Source organism: Sphingobacterium sp. UBA1498, assembly GCF_002325125.1.
Taxonomy (GTDB): domain Bacteria; phylum Bacteroidota; class Bacteroidia; order Sphingobacteriales; family Sphingobacteriaceae; genus Sphingobacterium.
In genome coordinates this window covers 14,529-33,594 of sequence record NZ_DCRG01000019.1, presented here as the reverse complement: position 1 = coordinate 33,594, position 19,066 = coordinate 14,529, and the positions used below count along the sequence as shown (strand labels likewise).

Sequence of the window (19,066 nt, the reverse complement as noted above, 5' to 3'; positions counted from 1 at the left end):
TCTTAGAAATCTTCTTTTCTGCAATCTAATTTTCCCTCTTTTTCCAGATCATTTAAGGTGGTTCCCTTCCATGTTTTTACGCGTTGTATGTATGCGGCTCTGCCAATCATGTGTGCTGCAACTGGCGCCGTTAGAATCAGAAAGAAACCAATAGCTATGGCCTTTGTCGTTACGGATACATCCGGGAAAGTGACAGCAGCACAAATGAGCAATAGCCCAACACCGAGTGTTGCTGCCTTGACGGTTACCGAAAGACGTAAATAAAAATCCGGCATCCGCAAGATGCCAATAGATGCAAACAATATGGCCAGTGCCCCTATGGTGCTGAGTATGGCTAAAGTAATATCATTCATCTTTGCTTTGTTTTTCTAAATAAAATGAAAATGCGATTGTGCCAAGAAATGCGATAAGTGCTAATATCATGGCAATATCTAAAAATACTTCCTGCGAAGTTCGTATACTATAGACGGTAATGATACCGATTCCAATGGTAATAATAAGATCTAAGGCAATAACACGATCAAATATCTGAGGTCCTTTATACAGGCGAATAAAAGCCAATATGACTGAAATAGTCAAGATTGGAAGGATTACATAGTCAAAATAGCTGTTTAAAGTCATCTTAAGAGTTCTAAAAGTCTTCGTTCAACATTATTTTTAAGGGTAGAGACAAACTGTTCCCTGTTCTTCATGTACATCACGTGGATAAAGATCGTCTTTTTATCTTCACTTACATCGAGTATAAGTGTGCCTGGTGTTAACGAAATAAAAGTTGAAAGTAGGTTGATTTCTAAATCTGTTTTTGCATCCATAGGATATTTCACAATGGCCGGTTTGATGAAAAATTTTGGCGTGATGACATCATAGGCAACCTGAATATTAGCAACGATCATTTCCCAAAGGAAAAAAAGAATAAAACTCAATGTTTTAGGTACCCGATAGAAGTAGCGCTGATCGGCTTCATTTCTGTTCATCAACCAGAGTATGCCAAATCCGAGCATAAAACCAAATAGAAAGTTCGAGTAATACATTGATCCCGTCAGTGCAACCCAGATAAAGGATAACATGAGGTTCATTAAAAACTGCTTTATCATATTATTTCTGCCCTCCTAGTACAGCGTTTATGTAAGGTGATGTGTCCAATAATTGTGTAGCAATCTGATCCGCCACGTGAATGATAGCCTCGGCGTTGAGCCCGATATACAGCGACGCAGATGCCAAAATAATAACCGGGAGTATGAGCATTGTTTTTTTATACCCAACCATATCTGCAAATTTATCTTCAACTATTTCTGGGTCAGGTGCATCTTTCCAGAATACCTGTGCCCACATTTTCGCGATGACAAACAAAGTGATAAAACTACCGATGATCAGGGCTCCTGCAAAGGCATACTTTTCGAGCTGGAACGCGTCCCGGAATAAATAGATTTTAGGCCAGAAACCCGATAGGGGCGGTATGCCGACAAGAGAAAAAAGAACAAGGGCAAAAAGTAAAGAAATTTTGGGGTATTGTGCATACAGTCCACCCAATTTATTCATATCCATGGTACCGCGGAGTTGACGTACAACACCAGCAATTAGGAATAAATTGGTTTTAACCATGATATCGTGGATGAGATAGAATATTGCTCCTAGTAAGGCCCATTTACTGTATAGGCCCAGCCCGCCAATCATAAAGCCGATATGGCAAACGATTAAATAGGAAAACAACCTTCGGATATTGGTTTTGATCAATGCACCAAAGGCACCGGTCAAAATTGTCAATATGGCTAGTGCGATCAGTAGTTCTTTGGTAAAATGATTGGGAATAAATAGCAAAGAAAACACTCTGAATAATGCGTAGATACCTACTTTTGTCAATAAGCCGCCGAAAGTCGCCGCTACTGCGGAGGGCGGGGTATGATAAGATGATGGTAGCCAAAAGTAAAGTGGAAATATGGCAGATTTAATACCAAAACCGATCAGAAAAAATGTTGCTGTGATTTCTACTAAGGCTTGGTTCTGTATCTTTGGGATACGCAAAGCTAAGTCGGCCATATTCAATGATCCTGAAATACCATAAAGTATACCTATCCCTGTTAAGAAAAATGTGGAGGCCAGGATATTCATGGCCATGTATTTTACAGCACCTTCCAGTTGGGATTTTCTCCCACCCAATGTCATGAGTACGAAAGAAGAAATGATAATGACTTCAAACCATACATACAAGTTGAAGATATCTCCAGTAAGAAAGGCTCCATTCAGTCCCATCATTAAAAAGTGGAAGATCGGGAAATATCCGTAGAGAATACGCTGGCGGCCCACGCCGACACAGGAAAAGATGGAGACAGCGAGGCCGGCAATTGATGTGAGAAGGACAAGGGTGCTACTGAATAGATCTGCAACAAAGACAATTCCAAAGGGAGCTTTCCAATTGGCGGCATTCATGGTTAAAATACCACCTTCGTAGACCTTAAAGAATAATTTAAAAGCAAGAATAAGGACGAGCAAACTTCCACCAACGCTCAGAAAACGTTGCGCAGTAGATTTGCGCCAAAACATCAGTTGGACAATAGCAATAAATAAGTGCACGATGATCGTGGCAATAATGTGGTTGTCTATCATATATCTTCTTCCTCAGGGGTGTTCAAATCATCCAAATCGTCTGTACCCAGCAATGCATATACACGCTTGAGTAGAACGATGGCAAAGGAGGTTAAGCCAAAGCTAATCACGATGGCTGTTAAAATAAGAGCTTGCGGAATTGGATCTGCATAAATATCGTTGAATACTTTCAGATCGGGTGCAATAATAGGCGGTTTTCCTTTAATAATATTGCCCAATAAGAAGATCAGTATATTGGTGCCATTGCCCAGTAACATAATACCCAACAACAGTTTCACCATACTTCGACGGAGGATAAGGTATATCCCAGCGGCATATAAAATGCCTATTAATAAGACAAGAATCAGTTCCATTATTCTTCTTCTTCAGTAGTTAACGCAATTGTAAATAAAATTGTAAGCACGACGCCAATAACAACAAAATATACACCAAGGTCAAAAAACAAAGCTGTTCCGATCATGCCGATGACTGGAATTTTTTCCTCAAGCCACAGTCCCGTCATCACGGGATAGCCAAAGAAAACGGGCAGGAACATGCTTATCGCCGAAACTCCCAGTCCAATGGGAATGAGTGATAAGGGTTTATATTGAATTAATTTCATGGTGTTTTGTGGACCAAAGGCAAAACTATGCAAAACAAAGGCAATAGAAGCGACCAAGCCTCCCACGAACCCTCCCCCAGGGTAATAGTGCCCTCTTAATAGCAGGAATACCGAGAAAAGTAAGAGTATCGGTAATAGATATCGCGTAGCGGTCTGTAATATTGTACTGTTCATTTGTTACTATTTAGCTATGCATCCTGCTATGCTTTTACGGACCCATAGCTGTTAAACATTATTATTCTTTATCCGAAGGTTTTAAACGCAATTTTAATAAGCTGTATACTCCCAATGCAGCAATACTTAAGACGACAATCTCAAACATGGTGTCAAAGCCTCTGAAATCTACAAGCAGTACATTGACGACATTTTTACCCTTAGCAAGCACATAAGCATAGTCGCCGTAGAAATCACTGATATTAGTCGTTGTTGGTTCATGCAATACACGCAGTGCTACCATGGATAGCAAAACGCCAAAAATGACAGCGACTATGGCGTCACGAATGACGGTGCGTCTGTTTGCCAGATTCAAGAAGGAAGGGAGTTTAAACAGTACCAAGACGAAGAGTACTACCGTGAGGGTGTCTATGGTAAATTGCGTCATCGCTAAGTCTGGAGCACTGTAAAATACGAAAATAAGACATATGGCATAACCTACGACACTAGTGGCTACGACTGCTGTCAATCGGGATGTGGTTCGTATCGTCAATACAATAGCGCCGATCAAAATACAGACCGTAGTTACTTCATAGAAGCTTACGGGCGATAGCGTTTCCCATTTGATGTGGAGCGGCCCCCCGAGATATAGCTGGTAGGCGATCAATACTTCCGCAAATAAGATGATTTTTAATAAATATGACCGCAAGTAGCCGTTGTGCATTTTGTTTGTAAAGAAAGCGGAGAACAGCGCAATTTCCTGTGCACACAGGTTGATCATATATTCTGGAGAAATTTTATTGAATTTCGCGATCCAGGTCAATTTGTTATGACTTGGCTTGTTTACGAAATAGAGGAGCGTACCGGCAGCAATTGTAATTGCACTTAGGAGCAGGATTAAATTAAAGCCATGCCAGATTTTTAGCTGAAAAACTTCCGTTTTGGCAAGAATACTTACCGCGGTTGGGCCTGCAATCCATTCACCAATAAGTCCGGGCATACAGCCAAAAATAACACCAAGAACGGCTAAAAGTAATGGTGGGATCCACATGGCTTTGTAAGGCAGATGGATTTTACTGAATTGTTCGGGCAACTTCCCCATAAAAGGTTTGATACCGGCCATAAATCCAGCGGAGACCAATAATATATTTGTTGCGACCGCAGCCGCTGTCAAATAGAGAAATAAATCAGGTGCTGCGTGTAGTGTTGCCTCATAGATCAGATCTTTTCCAATAAATCCAAAAGTAAGCGGAATACCAGCACTGGAAAGTGCAGCAAGAAAACCTGCGATAGCGACAGGCATCAAAACCTTACGCAGTCCCCGTAAAACCGTCAGATCCCTTGTCTCGGTTTCATGATCTATAATTCCCGTAATAAGGAATAAAGCGGCTTTATATAAGGCATGTACAAGTATAAAGACACATGCTGCAATAATGGCGTCCTTTGTACCAAGACCCAATAAAAAAACCAAAATTCCTAGTGCGGATATCGTTGAATAGGCCAAAACGCCTTTTAAGTCTGTTCTGAACAGCGAATGAAAGGCGGTGTAGAGCATGGTAAAGCCACCAATGGCCATCAGGGAGTACATCCAGATGGGGTTCCCTCCAAGAATCGGCGAAAAGCGGGCCAAAAGATAAATACCTGCTTTGACCATGGTTGCAGAATGGAGGTAGGCCGAGACTGGCGTTGGCGCTTTCATGGCACCAGGTAACCAAAAATGGAAAGGGAACTGTGCAGATTTTGTAATTGCTCCAAGTGCCACCAAGCCAAATACCAAGGGGAAGAGTGGATGTTGTTGAATGAGTGATACTTTGTCGAGCAGTGCTGTAATATGATAAGTACCTGCGATATTACCCAGTAAAATGAAACCTGCCAGTAGAAAGAAGCCACCTAGACCCGTGATGGAAAGAGCGGTCAATGCGCTTTTGCGTGAATCGTTGTTGTCATTGTTAAATCCAATGAGAAAAAATGAGCTGATTGAAGTCAATTCCCAAAAGATAAATAATAATAACATATTGTCCGATAGGACAAGCCCCAGCATCGCTGACATAAATAAGCAGAGATAACCAAAGAATCGATCGATATACCGATGCCCTTTAAGATAGGCATTCGCGTAGAAGAAAATACAGGCTCCGATACCGGTAATCAATAAGGCGAAAAGTAGGGATAGCCCATCCAGTTTAAAATCCAGATTGATACCTAGAGAGGGCACCCACGAGGTTGACTGTACAAAATAGGAGCCTCGACCAATAGGTACAATATATTGAGCAAAATATAGAAATAGAAGTACCGGTAAGAATGCGAGAATAAAACCCCATTTGGTTTTTAGGAAACGACCAAATGGAACAATAAGGCTCGATGTTATTAATCCTGACAGAACAGTAAATAGCATTTAGTCTTTGTTTTAATTTTTATTGAAGTGTTTGTTTTACTTGTCAATTAGAACCTTCGATATTTCATCTTAGTCAACGCTAATAGGGCGATGAAGGTTTTTTGAAAGTTTACAATATAGTAAAAAAAAGCGACATATTGGCGCTTATAGATCATTTTTTCTATTTATAAATACGGAGAATAGTCTTTTGATTTAAATATGATTGAAATTTTTGAGGCCAAATATCACTAAATTATGGATGCTTAAAGATGATTTTATTGAAAAACAAGATCATTATGTACTGATATTAACATTTTATGCAATAAAAATGTCAAATCTTGTTAAAAAAAAATAAAAACTCTATCTTTAAAATAGTTATCTGCCTAAGAGGACTGTTTGCTAATCAATTTTGTTATACCCGTTAGAATTATGGGCCCAGAAGAGAAATTATTTAGAACGTATTATAGGAGTTTGTGCCATTTTGCTTGGAAATTTGTGGGGGAATCTACTACTGCGGAGGATTTGGTACAAGAAGCATTTGTTACATTCTTCAGAGATCAACAACGAATGGAACAATCCGATGCATTTATACGAAACTATTTGTATACTGCTGTTCGATTTTCTTGTTTAAAGCATTTACGGCATGAAAAAGTAAAGGAAAAGTATTGGACTCGGGTTGAGTTCAACGAGGAAGATGGGCATTCGGTTGAGCGTTCCATTATTCATACCGAAGTGATTAATGAAATTTACCGGATTATTGCTCAAATGCCTTCCGCTTGTCAACAGATTTTTAAGATGGGATATTTAGATGGGCTGTCAAATCTTGAGATCACAGAAAGACTTCAAATCAGCGTAAATACGGTTAAAACGCAAAAACAAAGGGGCATGAAAATTTTGATGGATAAGCTGCACCCCGAGTTTTTACCCTTTATTATTTTTTTATTAAAATAATTTTAATTTCTTGTCACCCTCGACGAATCTATAGGGTTTATAACCTATAGATATGAAAGCTAATACCAATTACATAACCAAACTCATTAATAAATTGCTTCGTGGTCAAGAAACCATAGCAGATCGGGATGCTATTGAACAGTGGCGGAAATCTGACAAAAATAACGATGAATTGCTTGAAAGCTTTCGGGATGCAAAAAATATTGAGGAGGATCTTATCTTTTTAGATAATCTGGACGAAGATGGTGCTTGGCGTAATATTCAGGAGACTACTCAGAGAATTAAGAAACATTATAATCCTATTCTCCGTGTGGCAGCTAGTCTTGTCGTATTGATGGGTATGTCACTCTTTTATATTTTTCATCAGAAGGGTAAAGTTTCGGAGAAAGTTGCAATTATCAGTTCAGTGAAGGGCGATATACAACCGGCAAAGTCCGGAGCTTTGCTTGTTTTGGCTGATGGATCAATTATGCCATTGGAGAAGTCTAACAAAGCAGTTGATCCGAAAATAGTAGCCTTAACGAATAAAGCTAACATTGACCAAGTCAATCACGCTCAAGCAGTGGCTGAAATACAATTTAATACATTGGTTGTTCCTAAAGGCAATTTTTATAAATTAAATTTAGAAGATGGAACTCAGGTTTGGGTAAATGCTAACTCTCAGCTTAAATTTCCTGTAAAATTTAAAGAAAATGAGCGTCGCGTTATGCTAGAGGGCGAGGCTTATTTCGAAGTCGCTCATGAAGCTGATCGTCCTTTTGTAGTGGAGTCTAGAGGAAGCGAGGTAAAGGTGTTAGGTACACATTTCAATATTAACGCCTATAGTAATAATGTTCGTACGACATTATCCTCCGGAAGAGTTCAAGTCAGCCATTTAGGCAATGTTATTGTTCTTGAGCCCGGAGAGTATGCAAATCTGAAAGGTGAACTTCTCAGCAAAGGGAAAGCAGATCTGGATCACGATCTTTCATGGCATAATAATCAGTTTTATTTTAAGAAAGAAACGATTGTTGAGATTGCTTCTACGCTGTCTAAATGGTATGATGTCCAAGTTCGATTTAAGAAAGATGTTGCACTGGATAAAGTGTATAACGGTAATTTTAAACGCGATGTTACGTTATCTGAAGTTTTGGAAATGTTGACTTACGTCTGCGATTTGAAATTTGAGCTTCATGGAAAAGAATTAATTGTCGAAAACAAATAGAAAGGAGTGCTTATGTGAGAATAGATACCTAACCTAGAGGTTTTAGAAGCAAAGTAGAACAGGAATGTTGCAGCATCCCTGTTCCGAAATGATCAAAAGGCCTAAAAATTTTAAAGCGAATTAAGTAAACCCAATTAACCACAAAGAGTAAATGTATGAATAACTTACCATTTGGCAAAACTTGGCGAATGCTACCTCATGACCCACGGTTTTGTAAACCTTTACGTATTATGAAAATTAGTACCTGCCTTCTTTTTGCCTTTGTGACCGGAGTTCAAGCCAACGGCATTGCACAGAAAGTTACTTTAAAGATGAAAAATGCAAGGATTGAAGAGGCGTTGAACGCGATCTCCAAACAATCTAATTTGCAATTATTTTATGGTGAAAACGTTGATTCTAAGTTAAGGGTCAATGTGAACTTAAAAAATGCTTCGGTAGAAGAAGCATTAAATTCTGTCTTGCGCAATAATCACATTGATTATAAGATCATTGCGAATACTATTTCAGTAAATGGTGATGAGGGCGGTCGTTTCGAACGTAATACGCAGCAACAGGTTGTTTCTGGTACTGTTAAAAGTCAAGATGGCAAAGGATTGAGTGGAGCTACAGTAACCGTAAAAGGCACTTCTATTTCAACACAGACTGATGATATAGGACATTTTAAAATTAATGCTTCTTCATCGGCTGTTTTGGTAGTACGGTACGTTGGATTTGGCACTAGGGAAATTTCCGTGGATGGGAAGTCTAGCGTAAATGTGGTGCTTACGGCTGATGACCTTAAGTTAAAGGAGGTTAATGTTGTTGCTACAGGTTACCAAAATTTGGACCGTAAATTATTCACTGGAGCATCATCCAAAATCGACGCTAAGGAAGCTGAGCGTGCCGGTGTTCCAGATATTTCTAGGATGTTGGAAGGGCAAGCGGCAGGTGTCTCTGTGCAAAACGTCTCTGGTACATTTGGTGCGGCTCCGAAAATCCGGGTTCGTGGGGCAACTTCCTTAACGGGAGATAATAAACCTTTATGGGTGATCGACGGGGTTATTTTGGATGAGGCTGTCAATATCTCTAACGAAGCATTATCCACTGGTGATGCAAATACCTTACTAGGGTCCTCTGTAGCGGGCTTGAATCCCGATGATATTGAGTCGATCACGGTATTGAAAGATGCCGCTGCAACAGCGATGTATGGTGCGGCAGCGATGAACGGGGTAGTCGTGGTAAATACGAAGAAAGGACGTAATACTGAGGGAGTTGTTAACTTTAATTATTCAGGCAACTTTACAACCTATATAAAACCCAATTATAGCCAGTTCGATATCATGAATTCTGCGCAACAGATGCAATTAATTATTGATATGGAAAATAAAGGCTACTTGAATCATTCGCAAGTCTCCCGTTCTCCTACAGGCGGAGTCTTTAATAAGATGTATAATCTCATGTATCAGTATAATCCAGCTACGGATTCTTTTGATCTGAGAAATGATGCTCCTTCACGCTATAATTTTTTACAGCGTTATACGAATGTCAATACCGACTGGTTTGATTTATTATTTAAACAGTCTCTGGTTCATGATCATTCTTTAAGTATGTCTACCGGGACTACCAAGAGCCAAACGTATGCTTCTACGAGTTTTATGAACGATTCCGGTTTTACAATAGGTAATAGCGCGAAACGGTTTACGGGCAATATTAGAAACAATTATAAAATTAGTGATAAACTAAGTACGGAATTCATTTTTCAAAGTAATATCCGCGATCAACGTACACCAGGTACTTTAAATAGAGTTTCAGATGCTGTTTTCGGGACTTACTCGCGTGATTTTGATATTAATCCTTACTCTTATTCTCTTAATACTAGCCGTATCATCACTCCTTATGATGAAAACGGAAACTTGGAATATTTCAATCGAGATTATGCCCCTTTTAATATCTTAAATGAAATTGATAATAACTATATCAAACTTAAATTGATGGATATCAAGGTGCAAGGAGGGATAACTTACAAAATTCTACCTTCCTTAACCTATTCTGCAAATGGAATGTACCGTTATTATAATTCAGAAAGACAGCATACGATAACAGAAAATGCAAATTTGTCGAAAGCATATCGGGCAAATGGCGATCAAACCGTTAATGCAGGAAATCGCTTTTTATATGCCGATCCGGATTTTCCGAATACAGATAAATATGTTCTATTGCCTAATGGAGGATTCTTTAATGTCGCTAACAATAATATGATTAGCTATTACATGCGACATAATTTAGAGTATAATCAAAAATGGAATGATCATAGTTTAAATTTATTTGGAACCTATGAATTGCAGTATGCCGATAAGCAAAACCATGATTTTAATGGCCCAGGCATCGAATATGATAATGGAAATCTTGTTATGCCTACTTATCGGTATTATAAGTATGCTATTGAAAGTGGGAATGTACCCTTCGGAATGGCCTACAATTACGATCGAAAGTTAGCTTATGCAGTCCGTGGAGCTTATAATTATAAAGATAAATACTCTTTGAACTTTACCACACGATATGATGGCTCCAATAAAATGGGACACACAAGCGTCGCACGGTGGTTGCCAACCTGGAATATATCGGGAGCCTGGGATGTTGATCAAGAGAATTTTTTTAACAAGAATAGTAATATTCTTTCTCATGTACGTTTGCGCGGTACATATGGCCTAGTCGCCAATATGGGGAATGCTTCAAACTCATCTGCAGTGTTTTATAATGCCGTGGCTTATCGGCCGTACGAGTCAGAAAAAGAGGGGAAGATTAATATCAGCGGTTTAGAAAATTCGGAGCTGACTTGGGAAAAAATGTATGAGCTCAATGTTGGTGCCGATTTGAGTTTTTTAAAGAACCGAATAGATCTGAATGTTGATTATTACCAAAGGAATATTTTTGATCTGATTGGTCCTATCCGAACCTCAGGAATAGGAGGTCAATTTGAGAAATATGGTAATTACGCGGATATGAAAAGCCACGGTGTGGATATTCAAATTGGAGGTTATCCATTTAAAGATCCGCAAGGCTTTACATGGAGAACGCAATTTACATTTGGGTACAATAGAACCGAAATTACTAAGCTGAATGTTACCAGAAATATTTGGGACTTGGTGTCCGCGGAGGGAGGAGCTAAACTTGGAAATCCGCATCGTGGATTATACTCTATTGATTTCGATAAGCTTAATGCGAGAAGCGGTTATCCGATGTTCATTGGTACTGACGGTACTCCCGGAACGACCTATTTTTGGCTTCAAGATAATGAAACAGATTTCTTGAAATATGAAGGACCAGTAGATCCGACCATAGCCGGTGGTTATTATAACCGAGTGGAATATAAAAATTTCAGTTTTTCTTTTTTACTGAAATTTGCTTTTGGTAATAAGGTCAGATTACAACCTAGTTATTCATCGTCTTACTTGGATATGTACAATGTATCGAAAGATCTCGTAAATCGCTTTATTTTTCATGGAGATGAATATTTAACCGTAATCCCGTCGACACTTGATCCTTTGTCCGCCGAATTCGATGTCAAGAACTTTTTAGGAGAAAGGAATGCTGCTAACTACACGTATAATGCTTATAACTATTCATCTGAACGAGTGGCTAAAGGTGATTATATCCGTTTGTCTCAAATTTCTATAGGCTACAACGTACCCAAGGAATTGGTGTCACGTATAAAATTCAGGACTGCTCAATTTAATCTAGTGGGCAATAATTTATGGCTATTACATGCTGATAGGAAATTGAATGGCGTGGATCCAGAGTTTTACAGCAATGGAGGTGTCGCTCTTCCAGTGCCTAAGCAAATTACATTATCGGTGAAGTTAGGATTCTAAATAATTATATTATGAAATTAAATACGATTAAATATATATTGCTAACGTCTGTTTTTCTATTTAGCGGATGTAGTAAATATCTGGATCAAGAGCCGGATATGCGTGCTCAGATCAATACGGTAGATAAAGTTAAAAGATTAGTCGCATCAGCCTATCCTGGAAGAAATTCATTGGCCATGGCCGAGACCTACTCTGACAATGTGGAGGACAAAGGTGTTGGAGGTATTTATCAACCGGTACCCTCTCTTTATGAATGGAAAGATATCATAGGTGATGATACGGACTCTCCTACAGCGTACTGGAATTCCTGTTATGAAGCAATAGCTGCAGCAAATCATGCCCTAGCAGCTATAGAAAAAAATAATTTTGGTGACGAGGTTCTGGCCTATAAAGGAGAAGCACTTGTGGCCAGGGCTTATTGTCATTTTATGTTGGCGATTTACTTTGCTAAAGTATATGACTTCAAATCGAATGCATCGAATGATTCTCCAGGAATACCGTACGTGAAAGATCCAGAAACGGTTTTAATAAAGCAATATGATCGAGGTACAGTTAAGTCCACATATGACAATATCCGTAAAGATTTAGAAGAGGGATTGGCCTTATTGGATCAAGGGAATGGTTTGTGGGATGTTCCGAAGTACCATTTTACGCCCGAAGCCGCGCATGCTTTTGCTTCTCGTTTTTATCTGTTCACAGGCGAATGGCAAAAAGTGGTGGATAACGCAAATAAGATTTTTGGAGGTAATTATGTAGGCAAGCTTGTTCCTTATAACTCAACTTTAAAATCATTAGGCTTTGAGGCTGCCCGTACAGAGATTACCAAGGCTACACAACCCTATAATTTGTTGATTACAGAAACGTATAGCGGTTATCAGCGCTGGTGGGACAATCGCTATGCTATGGGAATTAGTGTCGTACAAAATATTTATAATAGCATGACTGCTGCAGGAGCGAAGCTCTACAATTTTGGTGTAAGTTATGGCTCTCCACATTACACAACCTATATATGGAAGGAATTTTGGTACGTAACGAACCCTACCGCCAATACAGGGTTTCCTATGTTAATGGTTCCGGTACTAATGTCAGATGAGGCTTTATTAAATCGAGCAGAAGCTTATGCCGAATTAGGCAATGTAAACGGGGCACTAGCTGATCTCAATTTATTTGCACGCAATAGGATCGACAACTACAATTCAACTGATTATGCTGTTACAGTGGCTAAATCAAAACAATTTTTCGACGTCACTGATGACAAAGAAGCTCTTGTTAAAACAGTATTGCAATTTAAACATGTTGGATTTATGTCCATGGGACTACGGTGGCTTGACATTATTCGTAAAGGGATAACGGTCAAGCACAATGTCATAGGAAGCGATGAACGAGAAACATTTATTGAATTAAAACCCGATGATCCTAGAAGGGTATTCCAAATCCCTCAGGAAGCTAAATTAGCAGGTGTTGAACTAAACCCAAGATAAGTCATGAAGATCATTTTTAAACTATTTACAGGGATTGGTCTAATTGGATTAATTTTTTCCTGTTCGAAAGAAGATAAATTAAATTATACCTTACAAAATTACGATACTTTCGTTCCTGGTACTATCGACAATTGGATCAGCGCGAATCTGACCGATCCATTTAACATCGAAGTTATTTATAGATATCAGCGGAATATGCATGATATTAATAAAAATATAGCACCGGCCGATGAGTCGAAAGTAATCCCGCAAATGAAAATCGTACTCAAGGGATTTTTGGAGGTATATGGTAAAATCGGTGGCTCTAAATTTATTAAACTCTATACGCCGAAGCAATTTGCACTTTTTGGATCTGGTGATTATGATCCTGATGGCTCTGTGAAAGGAGGTACGGCAGATGGGGGAAGAAGAATTACATTGTACGGTCTCAATGGACTGAATGATAACGATGCCAGTTCTGTGATTGGAAATCTACAGGTAATACACCATGAATTTACACACATATTAAATCAAAATCGTTTTATACCAGGCGAATTTGGTTTAGTCTGTGTAGGAGATTATTATGCAGAGTGGACTGCGGCTGAAAATACCGAGGCAAAAGCTAGATCTTTGGGATTTATCAGTCCGTATGCGCGTAAGTCGATTGGTGAGGACTTTGCTGAAACACTTTCACATCTGGTCGTTCGAGGACAAAAGTTTTATGATGATTATGCATCACAATCGGGTGAAACAGCTTATAAGAAATTCAAGGAAAAGGAGTCCATTGTAAGAGATTATATGATAAAGTATTTTAACATTGACGTCACGCAATTGCAAAATGAATTTCAAAGGGTCATGGTTGAAGAATATCATAGCACGGATTATACTTCTGTAATGATTTCATCAGGTAAATATGATCCTTTTTGTACTGATTTCTATACTGAATATACTTTGAGTATGAATAGGTATACGAGATTGAATTCTTACTTATTTGGCCAATTAACCCAGAAAATTACCGTATGAAAAAGATATTTTATGTTATATGTTTGGTTTTACTGACAGTAAGTTGTAATAAGCCGAAAGAAGTTGCTTTGGAATTTGAAAAGGATCCTGACTCCCGTATTGCAGACACACTTTCTTATGTCAGAAAGATGCTTGTCGAATCTCCTTATGGTTGGAAGGGATCATTAGTAACCGAGTATGCCGGAGCCTATGGTTTTTATATGCAGTTTGGTAAAAATGACCGCGTGAAAATGGTTGCTGATCTGGATGAGGAGACGGCTTCAAAAGAGAAAGAGTCGACGTACCGGATACGTCAAATCATGACTTCTACACTTTCTTTTGATACCTACACCTATTTAACTATGCTTGAAGATCCGAACCCAGCTACCTACAATGGGCAGCCAGGAAAGGGGATGGGAAGTGATATCGAGTTTAATTATATTAAAAATCATGGAGATACGTTGTTTTTTGAGGGACGTAAATTTCAGAAATCAATGATCTTGGTGAAAGCAACCGCCAGTGAGAGTCAACAGTATCTCAGTAATGGCTTTGGTAAAAGCAGAAGTCAACTGCTAAATTATACAGATGCTAATCCCAATTTATATATACAAATTCCCTCACTAGAAAGTAAGATTTCGGTATCGTTTAGTGATGAGAGCAGGACAGCCTCTCTTACATATATTTCAGGTAAGGAAATTGTTTCCAAGATTGGTAAATACAATTTTGATCTAGGTGGACTAAATTTTGCTGAGCCTGTAGTGTTGGGCGATTTGACGATTGTAAAGGCAAAGATGCAAGATGGCAAATTTATGTTATTAGATTCGTCCAATAAACCCTATGAAATTATGTCGAACGCTGTACCTGTATTGCCAATTACGGCATTTTTTGGTTATCGCGACACCTACAATTCTATTCAAATTGATGGAGCAACTTTGCCTGGCGGCATAAATTCGGCTTTTAATGATATATGGGCAAGGCAAATCAATACCTACAACGGGTGGGGTGTGAAAATGGTTTCCATGACCTTCCGACTCGTTAGTTCGCAAAAAGCTAAATTAGAAGTATGGTTTTTTTTCAATGGTTATAATTACCGCGTTGACGTCGGCTACGATTATATAATGACTGATAATATAATCAAACTATCCAACGAAGTTCAAAATGATTTAGGATGGATACATAGTGATATTAAGAGCTATTTCAAAAATGCTGAATTTAAGCTGGATTATGTCGCGAGTTCAGATCCGAAAGTAAGAGGAGTAGGAGGATTGATAAAAACAAATAATCCGAATTCGTTTTTCTATGGAAAATTAGTGAAACTAAGTAATTAATATGTAGTAAAATCGGAAAATCAGTATTGTTTCTAATGCTTACTAGAGACAATACTGATTATAAAAATTCAAATTTTGATGAAATACAGCTTGTTATTGTCTTTTTTTCTCATGTTTACTCGTTGCGAAACTTCTGGTCCATGGAACTTAAGCGGTGAATTTAATGTTTCGCCCCCTATTTATATGGATCTTTTTCAAGTCAAAACAGGGCGAAAAGTGTTGTGTGATACGATAAAATCTCTGAATTTTGCTTTAAGAGTAGAGAATTTGGAAAAAGGTATCTATCAAATTATCCTTTCATGGGATAGGGATATTGTAAGGCCTCAAGAGAAGGAAAGATTTGCTCGTCAGCCCGAGCTCGGCACACCAAAATATTATATGTCAACTACATTTTGGTTGGATTCAAAAGAGTCCAATAATTATAAACTGTTATTTGATAGCGTCTATCACCAAGAGCAACTACAAGAACTGTTGTTGGCTAAGAATGGAGGCGAATCAATTAAAATGGCGGTCGTATCCGATGGGGAAAACAATAAACTCTATAATGAATACTTAACTTTATTGGATTATTATAAGGCAAAAAATCGACAACAGAAAGACAGTCTTCGGCAAGTAGCAACACATTTCAATGATCTTAAATTATTCAAAGATTCAGCGCGAATAAATGCGTTCTTAGCAAAGGATTGGCTGGTAAATGTCAAGGCCGCATTGTTGCAGGAAGAGATAATCTTTATGAAAAATAATATTAACCGCGAAGTCATTCCTCATATCTATCATATATTGGTGAACACGAAAGATGAATTCGAACAATATCGCGACGTATACAATTTATTTCCAATTTCCGTTAAGCGAGATTTAGCTGTTTGGAATTAAAATAATCTACCTCTAAAAATCTTTAGTTATGAAAAAAGTCTTTAAAACACACATAAATTTTGGAAGCTATATCTGGGGAATAGTTGTGATCATATTTATTGGAGTATTATTATTTGAGGCACTTGAAAAAGAACGCTATATCGGCACATTACTCTTGTTTGGAATATGTGTGTCAATCTGGTATTTTACATTTTTTTTTAAACGTTATTGGATTGAAGGTCACAACCTTTTTATTAAGACAATCTGTGGTGTAAGATCGATAGATATTTGATCTATACACAAATTAGAAACAAATAAGGTTGACTGGTTTGGATCAATGGGATTTACAGTTTTAAAACCTTACAGAAGAGGAATGGTCTTACGTTATAATGTGGTTGACCACGTATTTGTTGATCCAGAAAATGCTATCGAATTTATTAATGAACTAAAACATATTACACCCAATATCGATGTTGTACAAGGTAAATAGTCTATAGTTTTGAGCATACTTTATTATACTATTTCGGTCTTTTTATCCGAGAATTTCGTGTCTTCTATCGCACTAGCTTGCTACTAATTTATCATTATACATAGAAAATTGTAGATAATTATTAGGATATCCGTTGGATATAGATAAACGGGAAGTGTCTTGTTACAATTAAAACTCTCGTATCGGGAACGATCTCATTTTATAAACTGCTCTATTTTTTTCGTTTTACTTCCCCTAAAGCAATTAGCTTTTATTTTTTAGATCTTTTTTTTAGATTTATATAGAAAAAATATAAGTTAAATTTTGCTTAGTAACTTTTTTTTGAAAAAAGTAAAAAATATTAAGCATTTTTACAGAACAATTATTAAGCATCCTGATGAGATGTACATATATGTCCTAAAATTTCCGCTATGAAGCACGACTTGTAGTTTGGAAGATGTAACTATGCAGAAAGAAGAATTATTATTTAAAACACACTATAATGGGCTCTGCCATTTTGCCTGGAAGATTGTAGGTGATCTGCATGTAGCTGAAGATTTGGTACAAGATTCTTTTATAGCCTATTTTAAAAATACAGATCAAGTCAGTGATAATGAAATAGCGATAAAGAATTATCTCTACAGTTCAGTTCGTTTTGCATGCTATAATCATATTCGTCATGAAAAAGTCCGCCAGAAGTATTGGAATGTAGTTGGGTTTACTGAGGAAGATAACACAGCTCTTGAATTAAACATGATTCATAGTGAGGTTATTCAAGAAATATATAAAATTATTGAAGAAATGCCTTTTGCTTGTCAACAAGTTTTTCGGTTAGGCTATCTTGAGGGGCTTTCTAATCTAGAGATTACGAAAGAATTACAGGTCAGTATCAATACCGTAAAAACTCAAAAGCAGCGGGGTATGAAGATACTGTTGAAGCGTTTGAATCCCGAATTTCTCCCCTTTATTATTTTTTTGTTAAAAAATATTTAAATTCTTGTCACCCCTTTTTTTTCCTTAGGTTTCTTTACTGTAATTAATGAAAGAAGATACAAGATATATTACTGACCTAATACGAAAATTCCTTTTTGCGCAACTGACTAAAGAGGAAGAAGTAATATTTGATGAATGGCTCAATGCTAGTTCACAGAATCGAATGCTTTTAGAATCCTTCCGAAGTGCAAAAAATATAGAAGGAGATTTAGCCATTATTCGACAATTGAATGCAAATACAGCATGGGATCGGCTGAATAATAAAAAACCTAATTTGGTGAAGTCGTTTAGAAAATGGTCACTAAGTATGGTTGCGACCATTGTGTTCATATTCGGATGTTTTTTAGTTTGGAAAGAAGATTATATTCATTTGGGTTCTGATCGTAAAAGTGATATGGTTTCTAAAAAGCAGGATATTGCTCCTGCAACAAGTGGGGCTGTATTAGTCTTGGCCGATGGTACCAAGGTTTCCTTAAATGGTAATACAACAAAAACTTTGTCTAAAAATAGTAATTTGATAGGTAATAGCAATGAATTGATTGTCAAGCAAACAGATCAACCTATCCCACTGCAATACAATTCTCTGATCGTTCCAAAAGCGAGTTTTTATAAAATGACATTAGCCGACGGGACTAAAGTTTGGGTAAATGCTTTATCCCAATTGAAATTTCCAGCGCAGTTTTCAACTAAAGAGCGGAGAGTTTTTTTGGAGGGAGAAGCCTATTTTGAAGTAATCCCTAATACAGATCATCCATTTATTGTAGAATCGCGAGGAAATGAAATTAAGGTGTTGGGAACGCATTTTAATATTAACTCTTATTCCGATCATGTTCGGACAACGTTAGCGGAGGGAAGAGTGGAGGTGCGCCAAAATGAGCAACGGGTGGAGTTGTATCCAGGTGAATATGCTTCGTCTTTTAAAGATAACTTATTTAAGGGAAAGGCAGATTTGGCGCATGATCTTGCTTGGCATAATAATGAGTTTTATTTCAAAAAGGAAACTATAGTGAATATTGCACATCAATTATCTCGGTGGTATGATTTGGATGTGATATTCAGGGGAAATGTTCAATTGGATAAGGAATATACGGGGAGTATTGAGCGTGACGTTAAGTTATCGCAAGTACTTGAGATGTTGTCCTATGTCAGTGATCTTAAATTTGATGTCGAAGGCAAGAAACTAATTATTGCGACAAGAACTTAAAAATAATTTATTTAAAAACTTCT

The 19,066-nt window shown here is 37.7% G+C and carries 17 protein-coding genes; 10 read left to right on the top strand and 7 right to left on the bottom strand.

Going from position 1 to position 19,066, the window contains the following annotated elements:
* Positions 1 to 2 precede the first annotated feature (2 nt).
* The 7 genes from mnhG to B3139_RS10635 form a co-directional block, all read right to left on the bottom strand.
* Positions 3 to 353 (bottom strand): monovalent cation/H(+) antiporter subunit G, encoded by a 351-nt coding sequence (gene mnhG / locus B3139_RS10665; protein WP_209580360.1) that lies wholly within the window; start codon positions 351 to 353, stop codon positions 3 to 5.
* Positions 346 to 621, bottom strand: a complete 276-nt coding sequence (locus B3139_RS10660; protein WP_209580362.1) for a monovalent cation/H+ antiporter complex subunit F — start codon at positions 619 to 621, stop codon at positions 346 to 348. The genes mnhG and B3139_RS10660 overlap by 8 nt, the downstream gene beginning before the upstream one ends.
* Complete coding sequence (locus B3139_RS10655; protein ID WP_209580364.1) at positions 618 to 1,094, bottom strand: Na+/H+ antiporter subunit E; 477 nt, start codon at positions 1,092 to 1,094, stop codon at positions 618 to 620. Before B3139_RS10655 ends, B3139_RS10660 begins: the two co-directional genes overlap by 4 nt.
* Before the next feature lies 1 nt (position 1,095).
* The gene (locus B3139_RS10650) at positions 1,096 to 2,604 is read right to left on the bottom strand and encodes a proton-conducting transporter membrane subunit (RefSeq protein WP_293882739.1); all 1,509 of its coding nucleotides are present in this window, start codon (positions 2,602 to 2,604) and stop codon (positions 1,096 to 1,098) included.
* Positions 2,601 to 2,957 (bottom strand): Na+/H+ antiporter subunit C, encoded by a 357-nt coding sequence (locus B3139_RS10645; protein WP_293882736.1) that lies wholly within the window; start codon positions 2,955 to 2,957, stop codon positions 2,601 to 2,603. The genes B3139_RS10650 and B3139_RS10645 overlap by 4 nt, the downstream gene beginning before the upstream one ends.
* The gene (locus tag B3139_RS10640; protein WP_209580377.1) at positions 2,957 to 3,379 is read right to left on the bottom strand and encodes a Na+/H+ antiporter subunit B; all 423 of its coding nucleotides are present in this window, start codon (positions 3,377 to 3,379) and stop codon (positions 2,957 to 2,959) included. Before B3139_RS10640 ends, B3139_RS10645 begins: the two co-directional genes overlap by 1 nt.
* 61 nt (positions 3,380 to 3,440) lie before the next feature.
* Complete coding sequence (locus B3139_RS10635) at positions 3,441 to 5,750, bottom strand: putative monovalent cation/H+ antiporter subunit A (RefSeq protein ID WP_293882731.1); 2,310 nt, start codon at positions 5,748 to 5,750, stop codon at positions 3,441 to 3,443.
* Positions 5,751 to 6,158: 408 nt separating this feature from the next.
* Between B3139_RS10635 and B3139_RS10630 the strand changes: the two genes are divergently transcribed.
* The 10 genes from B3139_RS10630 to B3139_RS10585 all read left to right on the top strand — a co-directional run bounded on the left by B3139_RS10630 (position 6,159) and on the right by B3139_RS10585 (position 19,043).
* Complete coding sequence (locus tag B3139_RS10630; RefSeq protein ID WP_293882728.1) at positions 6,159 to 6,680, top strand: RNA polymerase sigma-70 factor; 522 nt, start codon at positions 6,159 to 6,161, stop codon at positions 6,678 to 6,680.
* Between the two features lie 52 nt (positions 6,681 to 6,732).
* On the top strand, positions 6,733 to 7,884 hold the full coding sequence (locus tag B3139_RS10625) for a FecR family protein (RefSeq protein WP_293882725.1): 1,152 nt from the start codon (positions 6,733 to 6,735) through the stop codon (positions 7,882 to 7,884).
* A 230-nt stretch (positions 7,885 to 8,114) separates the two neighbouring features.
* On the top strand, positions 8,115 to 11,735 hold the full coding sequence (locus tag B3139_RS10620) for a SusC/RagA family TonB-linked outer membrane protein (RefSeq protein WP_293882722.1): 3,621 nt from the start codon (positions 8,115 to 8,117) through the stop codon (positions 11,733 to 11,735).
* Positions 11,736 to 11,746: 11 nt separating this feature from the next.
* The gene (locus B3139_RS10615) at positions 11,747 to 13,216 is read left to right on the top strand and encodes a RagB/SusD family nutrient uptake outer membrane protein (protein WP_293882719.1); all 1,470 of its coding nucleotides are present in this window, start codon (positions 11,747 to 11,749) and stop codon (positions 13,214 to 13,216) included.
* Positions 13,217 to 13,219: 3 nt separating this feature from the next.
* Complete coding sequence (locus B3139_RS10610; protein ID WP_209580400.1) at positions 13,220 to 14,218, top strand: substrate import-associated zinc metallohydrolase lipoprotein; 999 nt, start codon at positions 13,220 to 13,222, stop codon at positions 14,216 to 14,218.
* Positions 14,215 to 15,525, top strand: a complete 1,311-nt coding sequence (locus B3139_RS10605; protein WP_293882712.1) for a DUF4302 domain-containing protein — start codon at positions 14,215 to 14,217, stop codon at positions 15,523 to 15,525. Before B3139_RS10610 ends, B3139_RS10605 begins: the two co-directional genes overlap by 4 nt.
* A gap of 78 nt (positions 15,526 to 15,603) precedes the next feature.
* Complete coding sequence (locus B3139_RS10600; protein WP_293882709.1) at positions 15,604 to 16,398, top strand: hypothetical protein; 795 nt, start codon at positions 15,604 to 15,606, stop codon at positions 16,396 to 16,398.
* A 316-nt stretch (positions 16,399 to 16,714) separates the two neighbouring features.
* The gene (locus B3139_RS10595) at positions 16,715 to 16,867 is read left to right on the top strand and encodes a hypothetical protein (RefSeq protein WP_293882706.1); all 153 of its coding nucleotides are present in this window, start codon (positions 16,715 to 16,717) and stop codon (positions 16,865 to 16,867) included.
* Positions 16,868 to 17,311: 444 nt separating this feature from the next.
* A complete protein-coding gene (locus B3139_RS10590) occupies positions 17,312 to 17,839 on the top strand; it encodes an RNA polymerase sigma-70 factor (RefSeq protein ID WP_293882704.1) in 528 nt (175 codons plus the stop codon).
* Between the two features lie 46 nt (positions 17,840 to 17,885).
* Positions 17,886 to 19,043 (top strand): FecR family protein, encoded by a 1,158-nt coding sequence (locus B3139_RS10585; protein WP_293882702.1) that lies wholly within the window; start codon positions 17,886 to 17,888, stop codon positions 19,041 to 19,043.
* The last annotated feature ends 23 nt before the right edge of the window (positions 19,044 to 19,066 follow it).

What these genes read in the sequence shown, in the direction of transcription:
- mnhG (WP_209580360.1), bottom strand. Translation starts at nt 353, where the DNA reads ATGAATGATATTACTTTAGCCATACTCAGCACCATAGGGGCACTGGCC.
- B3139_RS10625 (WP_293882725.1), top strand. Translation starts at nt 6,733, where the DNA reads ATGAAAGCTAATACCAATTACATAACCAAACTCATTAATAAATTGCTT.
- B3139_RS10645 (WP_293882736.1), bottom strand. Translation starts at nt 2,957, where the DNA reads ATGGAACTGATTCTTGTCTTATTAATAGGCATTTTATATGCCGCTGGG.
- B3139_RS10590 (WP_293882704.1), top strand. Translation starts at nt 17,312, where the DNA reads ATGCAGAAAGAAGAATTATTATTTAAAACACACTATAATGGGCTCTGC.
- B3139_RS10595 (WP_293882706.1), top strand. Translation starts at nt 16,715, where the DNA reads ATGGGATTTACAGTTTTAAAACCTTACAGAAGAGGAATGGTCTTACGT.
- B3139_RS10660 (WP_209580362.1), bottom strand. Translation starts at nt 621, where the DNA reads ATGACTTTAAACAGCTATTTTGACTATGTAATCCTTCCAATCTTGACT.
- B3139_RS10605 (WP_293882712.1), top strand. Translation starts at nt 14,215, where the DNA reads ATGAAAAAGATATTTTATGTTATATGTTTGGTTTTACTGACAGTAAGT.
- B3139_RS10600 (WP_293882709.1), top strand. Translation starts at nt 15,604, where the DNA reads ATGAAATACAGCTTGTTATTGTCTTTTTTTCTCATGTTTACTCGTTGC.
- B3139_RS10620 (WP_293882722.1), top strand. Translation starts at nt 8,115, where the DNA reads ATGAAAATTAGTACCTGCCTTCTTTTTGCCTTTGTGACCGGAGTTCAA.
- B3139_RS10640 (WP_209580377.1), bottom strand. Translation starts at nt 3,379, where the DNA reads ATGAACAGTACAATATTACAGACCGCTACGCGATATCTATTACCGATA.
- B3139_RS10615 (WP_293882719.1), top strand. Translation starts at nt 11,747, where the DNA reads ATGAAATTAAATACGATTAAATATATATTGCTAACGTCTGTTTTTCTA.
- B3139_RS10635 (WP_293882731.1), bottom strand. Translation starts at nt 5,750, where the DNA reads ATGCTATTTACTGTTCTGTCAGGATTAATAACATCGAGCCTTATTGTT.
- B3139_RS10650 (WP_293882739.1), bottom strand. Translation starts at nt 2,604, where the DNA reads ATGATAGACAACCACATTATTGCCACGATCATCGTGCACTTATTTATT.
- B3139_RS10610 (WP_209580400.1), top strand. Translation starts at nt 13,220, where the DNA reads ATGAAGATCATTTTTAAACTATTTACAGGGATTGGTCTAATTGGATTA.
- B3139_RS10630 (WP_293882728.1), top strand. Translation starts at nt 6,159, where the DNA reads ATGGGCCCAGAAGAGAAATTATTTAGAACGTATTATAGGAGTTTGTGC.
- B3139_RS10585 (WP_293882702.1), top strand. Translation starts at nt 17,886, where the DNA reads ATGAAAGAAGATACAAGATATATTACTGACCTAATACGAAAATTCCTT.
- B3139_RS10655 (WP_209580364.1), bottom strand. Translation starts at nt 1,094, where the DNA reads ATGATAAAGCAGTTTTTAATGAACCTCATGTTATCCTTTATCTGGGTT.